11 protein-coding genes are annotated in these 16,546 nt (G+C 72.1%); 1 reads left to right on the plus strand and 10 read right to left on the minus strand.

The annotated features are described in order from the left end of the window. Nucleotides 1-3,551: 3,551 nt before the first annotated feature. The 7 genes from ACFOVU_RS23685 to ACFOVU_RS23715 all read right to left on the minus strand — a co-directional run bounded on the left by ACFOVU_RS23685 (nt 3,552) and on the right by ACFOVU_RS23715 (nt 13,526). Nucleotides 3,552-4,811, minus strand: coding sequence for an ABC transporter substrate-binding protein (locus ACFOVU_RS23685; RefSeq protein WP_378537115.1), 1,260 nt, complete (start codon nt 4,809-4,811; stop codon nt 3,552-3,554). A gap of 86 nt (nt 4,812-4,897) precedes the next feature. Continuing rightward, nucleotides 4,898-5,719 (minus strand): carbohydrate ABC transporter permease, encoded by an 822-nt coding sequence (locus ACFOVU_RS23690; protein WP_378537117.1) that lies wholly within the window; start codon nt 5,717-5,719, stop codon nt 4,898-4,900. Next, on the minus strand, nt 5,719-6,624 hold the full coding sequence (locus ACFOVU_RS23695) for a carbohydrate ABC transporter permease (protein ID WP_378537118.1): 906 nt from the start codon (nt 6,622-6,624) through the stop codon (nt 5,719-5,721). The genes ACFOVU_RS23690 and ACFOVU_RS23695 overlap by 1 nt, the downstream gene beginning before the upstream one ends. Nucleotides 6,625-7,047: 423 nt before the next feature. Next, nucleotides 7,048-9,348 carry a guanine deaminase gene (gene guaD, locus ACFOVU_RS23700; RefSeq protein WP_378537120.1) on the minus strand — a complete coding sequence of 767 codons (2,301 nt, stop codon included), beginning with the start codon at nt 9,346-9,348 and terminating at the stop codon, nt 7,048-7,050. Nucleotides 9,349-9,510: 162 nt separating this feature from the next. After that, nucleotides 9,511-10,626 (minus strand): FAD-dependent monooxygenase, encoded by a 1,116-nt coding sequence (locus tag ACFOVU_RS23705; protein WP_378537121.1) that lies wholly within the window; start codon nt 10,624-10,626, stop codon nt 9,511-9,513. 210 nt (nt 10,627-10,836) lie between these two features. Further along, nucleotides 10,837-12,024: a methyltransferase gene (locus ACFOVU_RS23710; RefSeq protein WP_378537123.1), complete on the minus strand. Its 1,188-nt coding sequence runs from the start codon at nt 12,022-12,024 to the stop codon at nt 10,837-10,839. Nucleotides 12,025-12,560: 536 nt separating this feature from the next. Further along, the gene (locus tag ACFOVU_RS23715; protein WP_378537124.1) at nt 12,561-13,526 is read right to left on the minus strand and encodes a zinc-binding dehydrogenase; all 966 of its coding nucleotides are present in this window, start codon (nt 13,524-13,526) and stop codon (nt 12,561-12,563) included. Nucleotides 13,527-13,666: 140 nt separating this feature from the next. Here ACFOVU_RS23715 and ACFOVU_RS23720 point away from each other — a divergent pair, with 140 nt between their 5' ends. Continuing rightward, a complete protein-coding gene (locus ACFOVU_RS23720) occupies nt 13,667-14,314 on the plus strand; it encodes a TetR/AcrR family transcriptional regulator (protein WP_378537126.1) in 648 nt (215 codons plus the stop codon). 12 nt (nt 14,315-14,326) lie between these two features. Here the strand turns inward: ACFOVU_RS23720 and ACFOVU_RS23725 are convergent, their stop codons facing one another. The 3 genes from ACFOVU_RS23725 to ACFOVU_RS23735 form a co-directional block, all read right to left on the minus strand. Beyond that, on the minus strand, nt 14,327-14,743 hold the full coding sequence (locus ACFOVU_RS23725; RefSeq protein WP_378537127.1) for a hypothetical protein: 417 nt from the start codon (nt 14,741-14,743) through the stop codon (nt 14,327-14,329). A 5-nt stretch (nt 14,744-14,748) separates the two neighbouring features. Then, nucleotides 14,749-15,552: an SDR family oxidoreductase gene (locus ACFOVU_RS23730; RefSeq protein WP_378537129.1), complete on the minus strand. Its 804-nt coding sequence runs from the start codon at nt 15,550-15,552 to the stop codon at nt 14,749-14,751. Between the two features lie 290 nt (nt 15,553-15,842). Next, nucleotides 15,843-16,526: a peptidoglycan-binding domain-containing protein gene (locus ACFOVU_RS23735; protein WP_378537130.1), complete on the minus strand. Its 684-nt coding sequence runs from the start codon at nt 16,524-16,526 to the stop codon at nt 15,843-15,845. Between the last annotated feature and the right edge of the window lie 20 nt (nt 16,527-16,546).

Raw genomic sequence — 16,546 nt, forward strand, 5'->3', positions numbered from 1 at the left:
CCCCCCGACGGTGGCCGTGAAGTCCAGGCCGGTCGGGACGGTGAAGGCGGTGGCGCCCACGGGCAGGGTGAAGCGCAGCAGGCGCGGCCCGGTATCGGCGGGGTCGAGGTCGGGGACGACGTCGAGCACCACACCTTCGGCTCCGGCGGGGCGCTCCAGCCACGATGCCCGCGGCAACGGGTGCGGCCGCGCCTGGAGGCAGGAGAACCGCGGGTCCTGCCACTGCCGGTGGCGGGGGCGCAGGGCGACGGGGTGACCGTCGCGTTCGGCGGTCCAGCCGCCGGCGCCGCTGAGCAGGCCCAGCCCGCCGCGCGAGCGGGGGACGGAGTCGACGAGCACCGCGGGGGTGCGACCGGCGTCGGTGCTGCGCAGGACGAGCCGGTTCGCACCGGCGCGCAGGAAAGGGGCCAGGTCGTAGGGGTGCAGGCGGGCGAAGCGGCGCTCGCCGTAGGGGTCGAACGCGCTCTGGCGGCCGACCTCCACGCCGTTGAGCAGGACGGTGCAGGGCTGCTCCGAGCCGATCTGCACCCGCGCGTCGGTGACCACATCCGGCCCCGCCACGGTGAAGTCGGAGGCGACCTCCAGGGTCGCGGCGGGGATCGAGCCGTCGCCGGGCTCCAGCCATTCGGGCCGCCGGTAGGCGGCGGGGTCGGTGACCAGGGCGAACGAGGCGCGGACGGCACCGTCGTCGGCCGCCCGGAACGCGATCTCCACGGTCCGGCGGCCGGGGGCGATGGGGCTGGTGGTCCAGTAGCCCTCCCCCGCCACCGGGGCCGGTGCGCCGTCGATGCCGACGGTGCGGTCGGCGTTGCCGCCGACGGCGAGCACCACCCCCTCGCCCCCCGGGACCTCGGGGACGTCCAGGACGGTGCGGACCCGGGCCCACTGCCCGCGCCGCAGCTCCGGCCAGGCGAGGAACTCCTCGGGCACGTACCCCTTGGGGCCCAGGGTCGCGCCGTGGGCGGGGTCGTTCTCGATGCCGCGGGACAGCGACCACTCGGCCCGTTCCCAGGCGTCGCCCTCCCCCACCGTGACCAGGGCGAACGGGCCGTACCCGGCGGTGACGGGCCGCCAGTCCGCCGGATCGGGGTCGGTGCCCTCGGCGTGGTCGAACCGCCACACCTCCACCGGGAGGACCTCGCGGCGGTCGCGCGGGCCCGCGTCGCCCCAGGTGTTGTCGAGCGTGGAGCGCGCATCGAGGCGCCAGTCCCGCAGCTCCACGCAGGCCCCGGCGGGGCCGGGCGCCGCGGCGGTCGCCGCGGGCAGGCCGGCGCCCAGGACCAGGATGGCGACCGATCCCTCCGTGAAGCCGGTCTCCACGGCCAGGCCGCCGCCGGGCTCGCGGACGGCCGCGACGTCGCGCCGGGTCCCGTCGCGCGGGTCCCACTGCTGGACGGCGACGTCGCCCAGGCCGTGCACTACGACGCGGGCACGCCGCCCGGTCACCGGCCGGAACGTGTAGCCGTTCTCGGTGGCGGAGGTCCAGTAGGTGTCCCAGGCGCCCTCGATCCAGGTGCCGCCGTCACCTGCGGTGATGATGGGCTGGGCGGTTCCGGTGCGCTCGTCGTGGGCGAACAGGGCCAGCACGTGGGTGTCGCCCACGCGGCGCAGCAGGGCGGGCGCGTCGGCTTCGGCGTGGACGGGGCCGCGCAGCAGCGCACCGGGGACGTCGTCGGCGTCCTCGACGCAGCGCACCGTGCCCGCGGCCAGCGCGGCGCGGAAGCGGGCCCCGGCCGTCCCGTCGTCGCCGGGGAACCGGGCCGGGGGCGCGCCGACGCAGACGACCCGGCCCCCGGCCGCGGCGAGGTCGGCCAGTACCGCGGCGGTGGCCGCATCGAGCGCATCAGCGGCGGGGACGATCACGTTGCGGTAGGTCTCGCGGTGGACGCGCAGCCCGCCGGGGCCGACGGTCCCGGAGGCGAGGGTCGCCTCGTCCAGGACGGCGTGGTCGCGGCCGGCGCGCTCCAGGCTGCCGGGGCGCTCGGCGTACCACGCGGGGGTCCCGTTGACCGCGTGGTAGGCGGCGCCCGCGGCGACCGCCTCGGGCAGCGGGCCGTCGAGGGTGGCGCCGGACTGGGCGGTGGTCGTGGGGAACAGCAGGACGGTGTCGGTGACGTGGTCGCCGGTGCTCAGCAAGGCGCACAGCCGCGCCACGGCGTCGGCGAGCACGTGGTAGGCGGGCCAGTAGGGCTGGCGCCAGCAGGTGGAGGGCGGGGCCCACTCCCACCAGCCGCCGGGGGTGGCGTAGTAGACGGCGTGCGGGTCGTACAGGGTGGCGCCGCGGCGCAGGAACGGGGCCAGCCAGTCGTAGGTCTCCTCCAGGGTGCCGCCCCAGCCCGAGGAGTGGAACGCCTCGATCCAGGTGCGCGGGTGGCCGTTGGCGTGCGCCATCGAGCTGTGCACCTTGGGGTCGCCCCAGTGGTCGCTGCCGGGGGCGCCGAACAGGGCGTGGGTGCCCAGGTAGTCGCCGTAGAGCCGGGCGGACCCGGCGGGGTCGCCCTCGCGCGCGGGGCTCTGCTGGTCGAACCCGCAGATCAGGCCGTTGGCGTCGAACCAGTCGCGCAGCGGGCCGAAGAAGGCGCGGCGCGCGCGTTCGGCGCGGTGGCGGTGGTAGTCCAGGCGCACCTGCGCGCCGTCGATCGCGGCTCCGTCGGCGCGGCCGAGGTCGACGGGGTCGCCCCACAGGGCGGCGAGCGCGCCGGTGAGGTCGTAGCCGTGCGCGCCGGCGAAGGACGCGGCGAAGCCGCGCCCCCAGGTGGGCATGGCGGGCAGCTCGTCCTGGAAGAAGCCGGCGATGACCGACCCGAACCACCGGCGGGCGCGGCGGGCGAACTCGCCGTGCACGGTGTCGATGAGCGCGGCGCAGGCGTCGGGGTCGAAGTAGTCGAAGCCCTGGTCGTGGGCGTAGACGAGGAAGAGCCGTCCCTCCCCGTCCCAGCGCGCGGTGCCTTCGCGCAGTTCAACGGGCACCGCCGCGCCGCCGTCGGCGGGAAGGGCGTAGGCGGCCAGCGGAACGGCACCCTGGGGGCACACCGCCTCCAGCGGGCCGCCGCCGTCACGGCCGCCTTCGACGCGGCCCAGCTCCTGGCCGGCCCAGCCGGGGTCGGCGGTGACCAGCCGGCCCTGGAGGTTGGCGCCCGAGAAGCCGATCTGGTCGTAGGGCCAGAACCGGAAGCCGAGCTCGGCGGCGTCGGCGCAGGCGCCGAGGAACACCTCCCACCACGCCTCGCTGAGGAACGGGGGGTCGTCGGCGAGCGCGCCGTGCAGCGGGCCGGTGGGGGCGAGGTTGAGGATGACGGCCTGGGCGACCCCCTGGGAGAGCAGCCGCTCCATCTGCCAGCGGAGCCGGTGGCGCTCGACGGGGGCGCCGCTCCACCACCAGATGGGAACGGGGCCGAAGGCGGCGGCATCGGGGGTGGCGAACGCGTCCGCCAGGGCGGCGGCCGGGGTGGGGCTGTCGGTCACTGCGCATCCTCACTGGTGCCAACGGGGGCGCCGGAACGGGGGGCCGGTGCCGCGGGGGCACCGGCCCGATCGCCTCGGCCGGGCGGTCACTCCCCTTCGGCGTAGGCCTCGTCCATCCGGGTCAGCGCCGCATCGACGTCGACCGACCCGGACAGCAGCTCCTGGACCACCGCGAAGTGGGTCTGCTGGACGCGGGCGTTGGGCCACAGCTGGTCCATGAACGGGTCGGTGCGGCCGTCGGCCTGGTACTCCGCCAGCGACGCCAGCGCGGGGTCGGCGGTGAAGTCGTCGTTGGGGATCGCGGGCAGCCCGTTGTTGGTCTCGGCGTAGGTGTTCATGCCCTCGGGCGAGGCGAGGAAGTCGATGAACTCGGTGGCCAGCTCGATGTTGGGCGCGTCGGCGTTGATCGCGTAGGAAGACCCCGCCGCCCCGGCCATGCGGGTGTCCTCGGGGTCGTCGGTGGCGGGCACCGGCAGCATGGTGAACTCGGTGTCGGGCGACTGCTCCCCCAGGGCGGTCAGGGAGTCGTTGACCTGGATGACGCCGAGCGCGTCGCCCGAGGCGACCGCCTCGAGGCTCGCCTCGTAGCTCGTCCCCAGCGGCTGGTCCTGGAAGCACCCGGAGTCGGCCATCTCCATGTACTGCTCCATGGTGTCGCGCCACGGGGAGTCGGCGAAGGTGGCGTCGCCCGCGGCCATCTCGGCGGGGAACTCCGGGTCGGGGCCGTAGACCAGGGTCGGGGCGATCGCGTAGTTCACGAGCTGGGTGACCCAGGGCGTCTGGGCGCCGAGGGAGAACGCGGGCACGCCGGCGTCCTGGGCGTCGGCGCAGAACTCCAGCAGCTCGGTGCGGGTCTCGGGCGGCTCCAGACCGGCGTCGGCCACGGCGTCCATGTTGTAGACCGCGCCGATCCCGGAGAAGGTCACCGGGGCGATCCAGGTCTGGCCGTCGATCTCGGTGACGGGCCGGATGCCGTCGGGGATGTCCTCCACCCACGGGCGGTCGGAGAGGTCGTGCAGGAACCCCGCCTCGGCGGCCACCTGCATGGCCATCGGGTTGCCGTCGCCGGGCCAGACGAAGAGCACATCGGGTGCGCTGCCGGAGGACAGCTGGGTGCGGGTGGTGGTCTGGTACTGGTCCACCCCCGAGGTCGTGACCTCGACGGTGACGCCGGGGTTGGCCTCCTCGAACGCGGCCGTGATCGCTTCGAGCACGATCGTCTCGCCGGAAGCGGCGGTGACGGTGAGGGTGTTCTCATCGCCCGAGGAGCTGTTCTGCCCGCAGGCGGCGAGCAGTCCGGACGTGGCAAGGAGCGCTGCGGCGGCGCTCAGTCGGCGGTGCTGCATGGGGGTTCCTTAGGGTCCGTTGAGGCACGGGGAGGGTGCGGGTGCGGCCGCGGGCGGCGCCGCCCGGCGGTGGGCGGGGTGCGGGCTCAGCCCTTCACCTGGCTGGCGAAGCCCTTGATGATGGTGCGCTGCATCAGGAAGTAGACGAGCAGGATCGGGGCGATCGTGATCACCAGGCCGGCGAACACGAGGTTCCACTGCGACACGTACTGGCTGACGAACGAGAACAGCGCCACCGGCACGGTCTGCTGGGTGCTGCCGGTGAGGTAGAGCAGCGGGGTGAGGAAGTCGTTCCACACGTGCACGACGTTGAGGATCGCCACGGTCCCGGTGACCGGGCGCAGCAGCGGGAACACCACCCGGACGAACCCGTTCAGCGGACCGCACCCGTCGATGGCGGCCGCCTCCTCGTAGGCGACCGGGACCGCCCGGATGAACCCCACGTAGAGGAAGATCGAGAAGGGCACCTGGAGCCCGGCGTAGTAGAGGACCAGCGACCAGCCGCTGCCGAGCAGGCCCAGGTCGCGGATGGTCGTGTAGAGCGGGATCAGCGCGAGCTGGAAGGGCAGCAGCAGGCCGAGCATGAACCCGTAGAACGCGAGCCGCGACCAGCCGCGCGCGACCCGCGCCAGGGGGTAGGCGGCCAGTGAGGAGATCACGACGATGATGAGCACGCTGGTGACCGTGACGAAGACGCTGGTCAGCAGCGCGCCGCCCAGGTCGGCCTGGGTCCAGGCGGCACGGTAGTTGTCGAAGGTGGGCGAGGTGGCGGGCGCCAGCGGCGACGACGGGTCGTCGGGCCGCTTGAGCGACAGGTTGACCAGGACGTAGATCGGCACGAAGAAGAGCGCGCCGACGGCGATCATCACGATCTCCAGCAGCAGCGTCCGGCCGCGGTAGCGCTCCATCACTTCCTCCACTGTCGTGACAGCAGCCCGTATTGCGCGCCCGACAGGACCGCCACGAAGCCGGTGAGGACCAGGGCCATGGCGATGCCGTAGGCGAAGTCGTTGAACTGGAACGCGTTCTTATAGATGAGCGTGGAGATGTTGTCGGTGGCGTTGCCGGGCCCGCCGCCGGTCATGACCCAGATCTGGTCGAAGAGCTTCAGCCCGCCGATGACCGACAGCATCAGGTTGATGGTGAGCGCGGGGCCGAGCTCGGGCCGGATGATCCACCAGAACCGGCGGACGGCGCCCGCGCCGTCGACGCGCGACGCCTCGATGATCTCGGCGGGCACGCCCTGGAGCCCGGCCAGGAAGATCACCATGGAGTAGCCGGCGTACTGCCAGATGACCACCCCGACGATCGACCATAGGGCGATGTCGGGGTCACCGAGCCAGTCCTGGCGCAGGGCGGAGAGGCCGGCCAGGTCGAGCAGCCGGTTGACGGCGCCGTTGGGGGTGAGCATGAACTGCCACAGGTAGGCGGCTGCGACCGGGGTGATGACGGCGGGGGCGAACAGCATGACCCGCAGCACGTTGCGGCTCTTGATCTTGGCGTGCACGCCCAGGGCCAAGAGCAGGCCGACGCCGTTCTGCACGATGGTGATCGCGGCGGCGATGAGCAGGGTGCGGCCGATCGCGCTCCTGGCCTCGGGGTCCTCCAGCAGGCGGCGGAAGTTGTCGGCCCCCACGAAGCTGCGGACGGGCGACAGGCCGTCCCAGTCGGTGAACGCGAACCCGGCGCCCTGGAGGCTGGGCCAGACGACGGAGAAGACGTAGAACGCGGCGGCCGGGAGCACGAACCACCAGGGGACCCGCACGGCCGGCCGCACCCGGCGCCGGCGCACGCCCGCGGCCGGGGTCGTCATCTCCCCCGCCGCTGGAGAGGCGTGGCGCGGATCCCTGCGTGCACGTCGGTCATGGGGGCGACCCTCCGGCTCGATTGAGACGTTTCAATTAGAGGCCGAAGTTAAGTGTGACCTAGGGCACAGGTCAAGGGTGCGTAACAGAAACGTGACACGAGAGGTCGGAGGAACACATCCCACCACCGGCCGATCCACCGGCAAGGACGCAGACGACGTCAACCCGCGGGACATTCGGGCAAAGCCTCAGCGGATCAAGGGTTTGAACGATTTAGTAGCGGCGGGATCCACTCTGCACGACCGGCGAAGATCGCGAAGCAAGCGCTTTCCACCCGGGCCGCGGAACCCACCGGGCGGCCGCACGGAGCCCGGCCTCGCGACCGCTCACCGGGTCACCGACATGGACCGGGGGTCGACGGATTCGGGACGTCAGAAATGAGCGCAGTAGAGCAGGCCGTGATAGGGAGTCAATCCGGTCCCGTACGAGCCGATGAAGCCGATGTCAGGAACGGGCTCAGGTTCGGTCCACTCCTGCATGTCCGGGTCGGCCCCCATCTTCGCCCACCAATTCTCCACGAACCCCCCGGCCTCCCGATATCCGATTGCATAAATCAGGCCGTTATAATGGGATATCCGCGTGCGATAGCTGTGATGCGTTCCTTTTATCTCCTCGTGCGGGCGCCACGCATCGGTCTTGGAGTCATAGGACGTCCATCGCGCATTTCCGCCGCCGCAGTACATGACGTACAGCCGTCCGGCATAGGCGGCGATCGACACCGGATATTGCTGGCTGGAGACATCCCAAAGGGGTTTCCACCCGGACCATTCATTCGTCTTCGAGCAATACATGTTCCACTGGAGCCGACCTCCGCGGTCCGGGACCATGATATGCAGAAAGTCGTTGTACGCAGTGATCGACGGGGGGCGATCCGAGGATATTCCGACGAGTTGCCGCTCCGGCCCCCATGAACTCTGCGGATCGGCGCCACGGAATCTCCATTGCACCTTCTTGTCGATATCCGTATAGCACAGGTGCAGGTAATCGTGGTACGGGGCGATCGTCCCCGTACCCATCGCGCCGAGGTTCACCGCCGGACTCCACGTGCCCTGCCCACCACCCTGCCTCGTGTACACGGTCCAGTTCAGCCGGTCGGAGGCATCGTTGTAGACGCAGTGCAGCCCCCCGGCGAAGGCCTCGATCGAGGGGGCCCTTTTCCCGGTGAAACCCAGTTCCTGACCTGGGGTCCAGGACTGCGTCGGCCAGTCGTAGTGGCTGAAGACCATATTGTTCTGACGCGGTCCGGATTTCTTCTTATCGCGATTGTGGACCAGCCGGCCGGCCACATACGTGGCCTCCACCGCACGGTCATCGCCCAGGGTCGCCAGAGCGAACAGCAGTTCTTCGATGCGACCCTCGCTCTTGCGGGTGCGGTTGGCCAGGACGGGGGTGGCCTCGGGGTCGAGGACGATGAAATCGGCCTCATAGCCCGGCTCCAGCTTGCCGATCTTCTTGTGCATGCGCAACGTCCGGGCCCCGCCGAGCGTCGCCAGATAGAAGAGGCGCACGGCGTCGACCGGGTAGTCCTTGAGCGCGGCGATCTTGTACGCCTCATTCATCAAGGCCAGGACCGAGAAGCTGGTACCCGCGCCGACATCGGTACCCAGGCCGACCTCGACCGGCCGGGCCCGACGTTTGGCGTCGCGGAGGGAGAACAGGCCACTGCCGAGGAACAGGTTCGCGGTCGGGCAATGGGCGAGAGCCGATTGCTTCTTGTGGCAGGTGGCGAGCTCCTTCAGCGTCAGATGGACGCCGTGGGCGAAGATCGCCCCCTTGCCGAGCAGCCCGTGCCGCTTGTAGACGTCGAGGTAGCCGTCGGCATCGGGGAAGAGGCAGCGCACTTTGGCGATCTCGTCGGGGTTCTCCGAGACGTGGGTGTGCATCAGGAGCCCCCGCCTGCTCTTCCACAGCTCGCTCGCGGCGTACAGCATCTCGCTCGTGCAGGAGATGGCGAATCTGGGAATGACGGCGTAGACGCTTCGGCCGTTCCCGTGCCATTTGTCGATGAGTTTCTCGGTCTGTCGCTTGGCCTCCTCGACCGACTCGTCGAGCAGCTCCTTTGGCGCATTCCTGTCCATAAGGACTTTCCCGGCCGCGAGGCGCATTCCTCGTCTATTGGACGCCTCGAAGAGCGCGTCGACCGACTGCGGATAGGTGGCGCACATCACCAGCGCGCTCGTCGTCCCATTGCGCAGCAGCTCGTCACAGAACAGATTGGCGACCTTATCCGCATACTCCTTCTTTCGGAATTTCATCTCCTCCGGGTAGGCGTATTTCTCCAGCCACTCGATCAGCTCTTCGCCGTACGACGCGATCATCCCGGTCTGCGTGTAGTGCGTGTGCGTATCCACGAACCCCGGCATGATGATGTGGTTCGGGTAGTGGACGAACGTCGCCCGCGGCGGCACCGCATTGCGCGCGGATTCATAGGGGCCCGCGTAGGTGATCTTCCCGTCCTCACAGACCAGCAGCCCGTCCTCGTAGTAGTGCACGGCCTTGCTCGGACAGGTGAGGAAGGGGTCGTCCCCGAACCACAGCAGCCGCCCCCGAACCGCCGTGAGGGAGCCGGGGACCAGGCTCCCCTCCTCAGCCGGGGTCGGCCCCCGGTCGGCCGGGCGGTCGTCGGCGTACCTCGCGTCCGGGACTTCCGGCTCGTCGTCGAACCCTTCCATGTCCAGCCTCCAGGAGTGGCAACGTCACGTCGAATCGACTGGGGTCCACCACCCGATCCACCGTGACCCGCGATGCCCCCGGTACTCGGCTCCCGGCTACCCGTACCGGATGCGGTCGTAACGCTCGGCGATCATCCGTTCACCCGTATCGACCCCCTGCCCCTACAGCGGCTGCGCCGCGCGCAGCCGTGTGTTGCGCGCCTCGATGGCCTCCCAGGTGGCGGGGACCACGAGGTCGGCCCCGCCGTGCGCGAACTCCTGGGCGGCCGCCGCGTGGGGGCGCCGGCGCTCCTCGTAGGCACTGAAGGCCGCCTCGATGTCGTCGCCGTGCCGGCCGAGCTCCTCGGCGAGCGTCCACGCCCCGAGCAGGGCCAGCGAGGTACCGCGCCCGGCCATCGAGGTCGCGCAGTGCGCGGCGTCCCCGATCAGCACGACCCGTCCCCGGTGCCAGGCCGGCATGTGGATCTGGGCGATCGCGTCGAAGTAGAGCTCGGGATCCTGCTGGGCGGTCTCGATCAGCTCGGGGACCTTCCAGTCCTCGATCCCGGCGAAGGCCTCGGCCAGGATGCGCTTCTGGGCGGCCAGGTCGCGGTAGTCGTGGTCGATCGGGTCGGACCGGAACTCGAAGATCGCCAGCGCCTTGTCGCGGTAGCGGGCCACGCCAGCGAAGCGCCCCGGCAGGTTGAGGATCTCCGTCACGCGGGTGCCGCCGGGCGTCGCCTGGCCGGGCGCGTCCGCGATCGCGACGTACACCCCGAGGGGCTTGGTGAACTCCTTCTCCGGGCCGAAGACGAGCCGGCGCACCCCGGAGTGCACCCCGTCGGCGCCGACGACGATGTCGTAGGCGGCCTCGCGGCCGGAGGCGAAAGTGACCGCCACCCGGTCCCCATCGTCGGCCAGCGTCGCGATGGACTCCTCGAAGCGCAGGTCGACCTCCTCGGGCAGGGCCTGCCGCAGGATGATCATGAGGTCCTCGCGGGGGAGCTCGATGTCATCAGTGCTCTCGTTGATCTCCTGCATCACCAGGGAGGCGACCGTCGCGCCGGACCGGTCGACGAACTTCGTCTCTTCGGTCATCGTGATCCGCCGCTCGTGCACCGCATCCAGGATGCCCATCTGGCGGGCCGTCTCGAGCGCGTCGCCGCGCACGTCGATGGGCGAGCCGTTGACGCGCAGGTGGTCCGAGCGCTCGACGATCTCGACCTCGTGCCCGGCGCGTGCCAGGTCGATGCCCGCACACAGCCCGGCCGCTCCCGCGCCGCTGACCAGGATCTTCATGGTGTCTCCCCTCAGCCCCATACCGATATAGCTAAAGCAACAATAGGTTGCTTTAGAGTCGCCGGACGGTCCCCGAGCATGGTGTGACTCGATCGTTGTGCCCGCGTGCTGACACACCCCGCGGACCGAGAGAGCCACGGTCCGAGGGAGCCGTTCACGTCGCTTCATCCGCATCCGGCTACGCGACCTCACCGCTTCAAAGAGCACCGGCTAAGCCGACCCGACGCGCAGGCGCCACAGTGACGTCGTCTCGGCCGCGCGGGCCCGGTGGAGGGGGTCGGCCGGGTCGGCGGCGCGCCGGTGGCGGGGCCGGGTGTCCGTCCGGCCGGCCACGCGCAGCCCGGCTGCCTCGATCTCGGCGAGCAGGCCGGCGCGGGTCCGCAGCCCCAGGTGCTCGGCGAGGTCGGACAGGATCAGCCACCCCTCGCCGCCCGGTTCGAGGTGGCCGGCGAGGCCGCCGAGGAACCCGCGCAGCATCCGCCCGTCGGGGTCGTATACGCCCTGCTCCAGGGTGCTGGTCGGCTCGGCAGGGACCCACGGCGGGTTGCACACGACCAGTCCGGCACGTCCCTCGGGGAAGAGGTCGGCGGCGACGACCTCGGCCCGCCCGCCCAGCCCGAGGCGGTCCAGGTTCTCGCGCGCGCATTCCCGGGCGCGCGGGGAGATGTCGGTGGCGACCACGCGCCCGGCACCGCGCCGCGCGAGCACCGCGGCGAGCACGCCGGTGCCGGTCCCGATGTCGAACACGGTCAACGGGGCCGACGCCCCAGACGTCCCGGGGGCCGCCCCACCCGAGGGCACCGGCAGCGGGGCGTCGGCGACCAGGTCCACGTACTCGCCCCGCACCGGGGAGAAGACGCCGTAGTGGGGATGGATCGGGTCACCGCCCAGAGCGGGGATCGCGACGCCCTTCCGGCGCCACTCCGCCGCGCCGACCGCGCCGAGCAGGTCCTTCAGGGCGATCATGTTCGGTCCGCCGCCCGGCGGCCCGAACGCCAGGGCACACGCCGGCCCTGTATCGGGGGCCCGGCGCAGAGCGAGGGCGTATCCGGCGTCGAGCTCCACCAGCAGCATGCCGAGGATGCGTGCCCGTCGCGCGCGGTCGCGGCGGTGCCGGTGGAACGCGGCGGCGGGGTCCGCGGCGGGGTCCGCGGCGGGGCCGCCGCCCCGCGCCGCGGGCGCGCGGTCGCAGCGCCGGGCCAGCGCCCGCAGCAGCTGCCGTGCGCCGTGGAAGTCGCCGCGCCACAGCAGCGCGGTGCCGGAGCGAGCGAGGCGGTGGGCGGTGTCGGCCCGCATGCGGTCGTCGGCGACGACGACGCGCCGCGGGGTCGGCCGGGTGGTGGAGAGCCAGCGGGCGGATCGGCGCTCGCCGGCCTCGGTCCAGTGGATTCGGGGCACATCGGCTCCAGGTGTTCGGACGTGGTCAGGGCACGTGGAACACCGATGCGAGAAGCCGGACGGACCGGGGCCGCGGCAGGCCGGAGAGACCGCGGGCGCGGCTCTCGGGATGGGCGGCCGTCCGGGGACGGATCCTGGGGGATCCTCCCGGGAATCACAGAGGACGCCGAAGGACCGGATCGGCCGGACCCGCCCGCCGAAGCGGCACGGGCCGGCACGCCCGGGAAGCTACCGGAGGACTGCCAGCTCCCGCATCGATGCGTGAGCCGGGCCGTCGTACACGACCATGCCGGGGACCATCGTCGTCCGCCTCCTTCTCGCCATCCATCGCCGCCGCGAACCGGGCGGGGAGCCGTGGGCGCCTCCCGGGTCCCGCCGCCTAAGACGGCACCGTCCCGGGACGTCCCTGGATGATAGCCCGCCCCACGGAGGAGAGCCGCGGTCGACGGGAACATCGGGGCTCGGCGGAGGGCGCCGGCCACGACCCGAGCAGCTCCCCTGCCACCGTCCCGGCCCCGAGTAATGTCCGCACCGACTCAGGGGACCAGCACGACCCTGCCGAACACCTCGCCCGCGTCCATCGCCCGGTGGGCCGATGCCGCCTGGTCCAGCGGTAGGACCTCGTGCACCACCGTGCGCAGGTCTCCGCGTGCGGCCTCGGTGAACTGGGACGCGCGCACGGCCTGCTTGTCGGGGCCGGGGACGGTATCGGTGCTGAGCGTGGCGAACGAAACGGACCGGCGGAAGGCGTCCATCAGCCGCACGCCGAAGTCCGTCGGCGGCGGCCCAGCGACCACGCCGAGGGCCACGAACCGCCCATTGGGGTTCAGCTTGTCCAGGAAGAGGGGAAGCAGGGAACCTCCCACCACATCGATCACCACGTCGAAGCCCGCTGGTGTGTCCGCGCCACAGCCCTCGCCTGAACGGTCGACGCCATGGGTCGCGCCCAGCTCCCGCAGGCGGGCGCCGCGCTCCGCCGACGAGGTGGTGACCGCCACCGCGCCCGCGCCGCCCCTGGCCGCGAGCTGGACCGCCGCGATGCCGATGCTGCCCGCGGCGCCGCGCACGAGCACCGACTCGCCGGGCGCGAAACGGGCGCGCTCCAGGGCGAAATGGGCGACCACGCCGGATCCGCCGAGGGTCACCGCGTCGGCGCTGGTCAGACCCTCGGGTAGCGGCAGGACGTCCTCGACCGCGGCGACGGCCTGCTCCGCGTACCCGCCGGACAGGCCGGTGAACGCCCACACCCGCCGCCCCGCCCACGAGGCATCCACTCCCTCCCCCACCGCGGTGACACGTCCCGCGACCTCGCTGCCGAGGAGATGGCCCTTCCGGAAGCCGAGGCCCGCCATCGTTCCCCGGCGGATCACGGCGTCCACGCCGCCGACCCCGATGGCCTCCGTGGCGATCCGCACCTGCCCGGGTTCGGGGACCGGTACGGGCAGGTCGACCACCTCCAGGCCCTCGGGGTCCCCGAACTCTCTGATCACGACGGCTTTCATCTTCACTCCTCGGGTCGGCGAACGCACGGGTCGCGGCCGCGACGGCCGCGGGCGGCGAGCCGACACCACGACCGGGGGCGGCGCCACCGCGACGGGACGCTACCGGACGCCCCCCGTCCGGTTAGCTAAAGTGAGAAGCGATGACCGGTCATTTGCCTCACCCCGTGCGCTCCGATGCCCGCGACAACCGGGCCCGCATCCTCGACGCCGCCCGCGCGGTGTTCGGCGACGAGGGACTGGACGTGCCGATGCGCAAGATCGCCCGGCACGCCGGTGTCGGCCCCGCCACGCTGTACCGGCACTTCTCGACCAAGCGCGCCCTGATCGTGGAGACCTTCGCCGAGCAGCGGCGGGGCTGTCATGCCATCGTCCGCGACGCCCTCGCGGACCCCGACCCGTGGCACGGATTCCAGAGCCTGATCGAGCGGATCTGCGAGCTCCACGCGCACAGCCGGGGGTTCGCCGACGCCTTCATGGCCGAATTCCCCGAGGCCATCGACTTCGCCGCCGACCGGGAGCGGATGGTGCACGCGGTCGCCGAGCTGGCCCGCCGCGCCAAGGCGACCGGCCGGCTGCGCCCCGGCTTCGTCGTCGACGACCTGATCCTGATGCTCATGGCCCACCGGGGCGTCCAGGACGCGCCGCGTGCCATCCGTCTCGCGGCCTCCCGCCGTTTCGCCGCCTACATGATCGAGGGGTTCAGCGCCGGACCGGAGACGGGGGAACACGCGCCGCTCCCGCCGGCTCCGCGGCTGCCCGTGCCCGGTCCCCCGGTACCGGGCCTGTAGCCGGCGTCGCGGTCAGCGGATCGGCGGGGCACCGGCCCCATCGCGCCACGCGAGCACGAGCAGCCCGATGGGGATGAGCACGCCTGCCCCGAGCGCGGCGATCAGGCCCGGCACGTCGACCGGATGCACGTGACCGGTGCTGATCCCGTGGAACAGCAGGTGCGTCGCGGCGTAGGTCAGGTAGCCCAGCAGAGCGGTGATGACCATCCGGCGCTCCATGACGACGGCCGCGCCCACCACGACCACGCCCAGCGCCAGGTTCAGCCCGCCCACGTCGCGCAGGAGATGGTCGTTGTAGGGCGGGTACGCCCCCACCCATTCCAGCGCGAAGAAGGAGCGCGGGAGCAGCGACTGCCAGAGGCCAACAGCGAGGCTGGACAGGCCCAGGAACCACAGTCCCGTACGGAGGAGGAGGGCTGGTGCGCGCACCGTGGTCACCCCCGCCCGTCGGTGCCGGCCGCGGGGACCGCCCGCACGGCGAGGTGGTCGGCGAAGGTGACAGTGCCGCGCTCTCCCCCGCCGGCCAGGTGACGTCCGGCCCGGTAGGCGGCGAAGGCGCGGCCGGGCACGGATACCGGCACCACGGGGCGGCGCCGTCCGGACCACCCCAGGTAGTGGCGCGCGAGGTCGGGGAACCGCTCGACGCGCGGCCCGCCCAGGTCGGGAACGCGCCCCGCCGGGGCGCCGACGGCGAGTCCGGCCAGGCGGTCGGCGACCTCGCCGGCGTCCACGGGCTGGACCGGCACGGCGGGCACCGGCAGCACCGGCATCCGTGACAGGCCCGCGCAGATGCGGCGGACCAGGTCGTGGAACTGGGTGGCGCGCAGCACGGTGAAGCCCAGGCCGGAGGCCTCCAGGGCCTGTTCGATGCGCACCCGGGACCGGTAGTAGCCGATGCCGACACGGTCGCAGCCGACGATGGAGACGGCGACGGTGTGGGGTACCGCGGCGCGGTGGGCGGCGGCGATCAGGTTCGCGGCCGAGCGCTCGTCGCCGCCGGTGTAGGTCGTGGCGCAGTGGACGATGGCGTCGGCACCGTCGACGGCGGCGTCCAGCCCCTCGCCGGTGCGCAGGTCGACCGCCATGTACGCGGGGTCTCCGGCTTCTCCGGCGGCGCCGCCTCCGGGGCGGGCGCGGCGGCTGAGCACACGCACGTCGTGCCCCTGTGCGAAGAGCCGTTCGACGACGGGCCGGCCCACCGTTCCGGTGCCACCGGTGACCAGGATCGTTCTCTTCAAGGCTGCCCTCCTCCGTGGCCGGGCCGGACAGGGCCGGGACGGCCGGATCCGGCGCGACGGCCGGTGTCACCCGCTAAGAACCGGCGGGCCGGCCCGGATGTGACAGTGGAGGTCGCGCGGGGCGCGGCGGAGGGGAGGACTGGCGGCCGAGGAAGCGGAGCTTCTCCGGGTTGAGCACGGAGCGCGGCCGCAAGGTACAGCGGTTCCCGGCCACAACCAGGCCGGAAGCACCCGGCGAAGGCCCGCTTCAGAGGTCCAGGGGACCTCTGAAGCGTCCCGCCGCCGTCACGCTACGCGGCGTGGGCCTTGATGAACTGGGACATGATCTGCTTCGCGGCGGCCCCGGTGATGTGGTCGCCGACGTGCTCCGCGCTGCCCTCGGCCTCACGGGCGGCGATCACCGCGTTGGTGGTGGCGGTGCCATAGTCGCCGTCGATTCCCGCGGCACCGACCGAGTGGCCCGCCTTGACCAGGAGTTCCTGGAGGAACTTCACCCGTTCCCCGGTGTCGCCCTGACGCAGTCCGACCATGTCGCCGTCTCCCGTCTGTGCTGAGCCCGCGGCGATGCCCCACGGGGAGGTGTCGTCGTACGGGCCCGTGGACTGGCCACTCGGCCCGACCCCCACGGACACGTGCATGTGCAGGTCGTGCGGGTTGGCTCCGGTGTAGGGGCGCCACCCCTCGGAGGCGCGCTCCTTGCTCCAGATGCGGCGGTTCCAGATCACGTACTTGACGGCCGGGTGGTTGAACGTGCTCAGCTGCACGGACAGCCTGTCCATGTCGGCACCGGCCCCGGGGTCGTTGGTGAGGTCCATCGCGCACACCACGCCGGCGGCGTTGGGGTTGTGATCGGACGGTCTGGTGGCGTGCGCGGCGTCGCCTATGGTGCCGTCCTCTTTCTTCGATCGCTCCGGCGCGATGGTGTTCACCTCGGTACGCAGCACCTCCAGGCTGCGCGCAAGTCTCCAGTCCATGGGCGGCCTCCAAATGAGAA

The sequence above is a fragment of the Nocardiopsis sediminis genome (genome assembly GCF_042650565.1).
In the GTDB taxonomy this organism is placed as follows: Bacteria; Actinomycetota; Actinomycetes; order Streptosporangiales; family Streptosporangiaceae; genus Nocardiopsis_B; species Nocardiopsis_B sediminis.

Coding starts and splice junctions, on each gene's coding strand:
- ACFOVU_RS23705 (WP_378537121.1), bottom strand. CDS start 10,626: ATGAAGATCCTGGTCAGCGGCGCGGGAGCGGCCGGGCTGTGTGCGGGC.
- ACFOVU_RS23685 (WP_378537115.1), bottom strand. CDS start 4,811: ATGCAGCACCGCCGACTGAGCGCCGCCGCAGCGCTCCTTGCCACGTCC.
- ACFOVU_RS23695 (WP_378537118.1), bottom strand. CDS start 6,624: ATGACGACCCCGGCCGCGGGCGTGCGCCGGCGCCGGGTGCGGCCGGCC.
- ACFOVU_RS23735 (WP_378537130.1), bottom strand. CDS start 16,526: ATGGACTGGAGACTTGCGCGCAGCCTGGAGGTGCTGCGTACCGAGGTG.
- guaD (WP_378537120.1), bottom strand. CDS start 9,348: ATGGAAGGGTTCGACGACGAGCCGGAAGTCCCGGACGCGAGGTACGCC.
- ACFOVU_RS23715 (WP_378537124.1), bottom strand. CDS start 13,526: ATGAAAGCCGTCGTGATCAGAGAGTTCGGGGACCCCGAGGGCCTGGAG.
- ACFOVU_RS23720 (WP_378537126.1), top strand. CDS start 13,667: ATGACCGGTCATTTGCCTCACCCCGTGCGCTCCGATGCCCGCGACAAC.
- ACFOVU_RS23690 (WP_378537117.1), bottom strand. CDS start 5,719: ATGGAGCGCTACCGCGGCCGGACGCTGCTGCTGGAGATCGTGATGATC.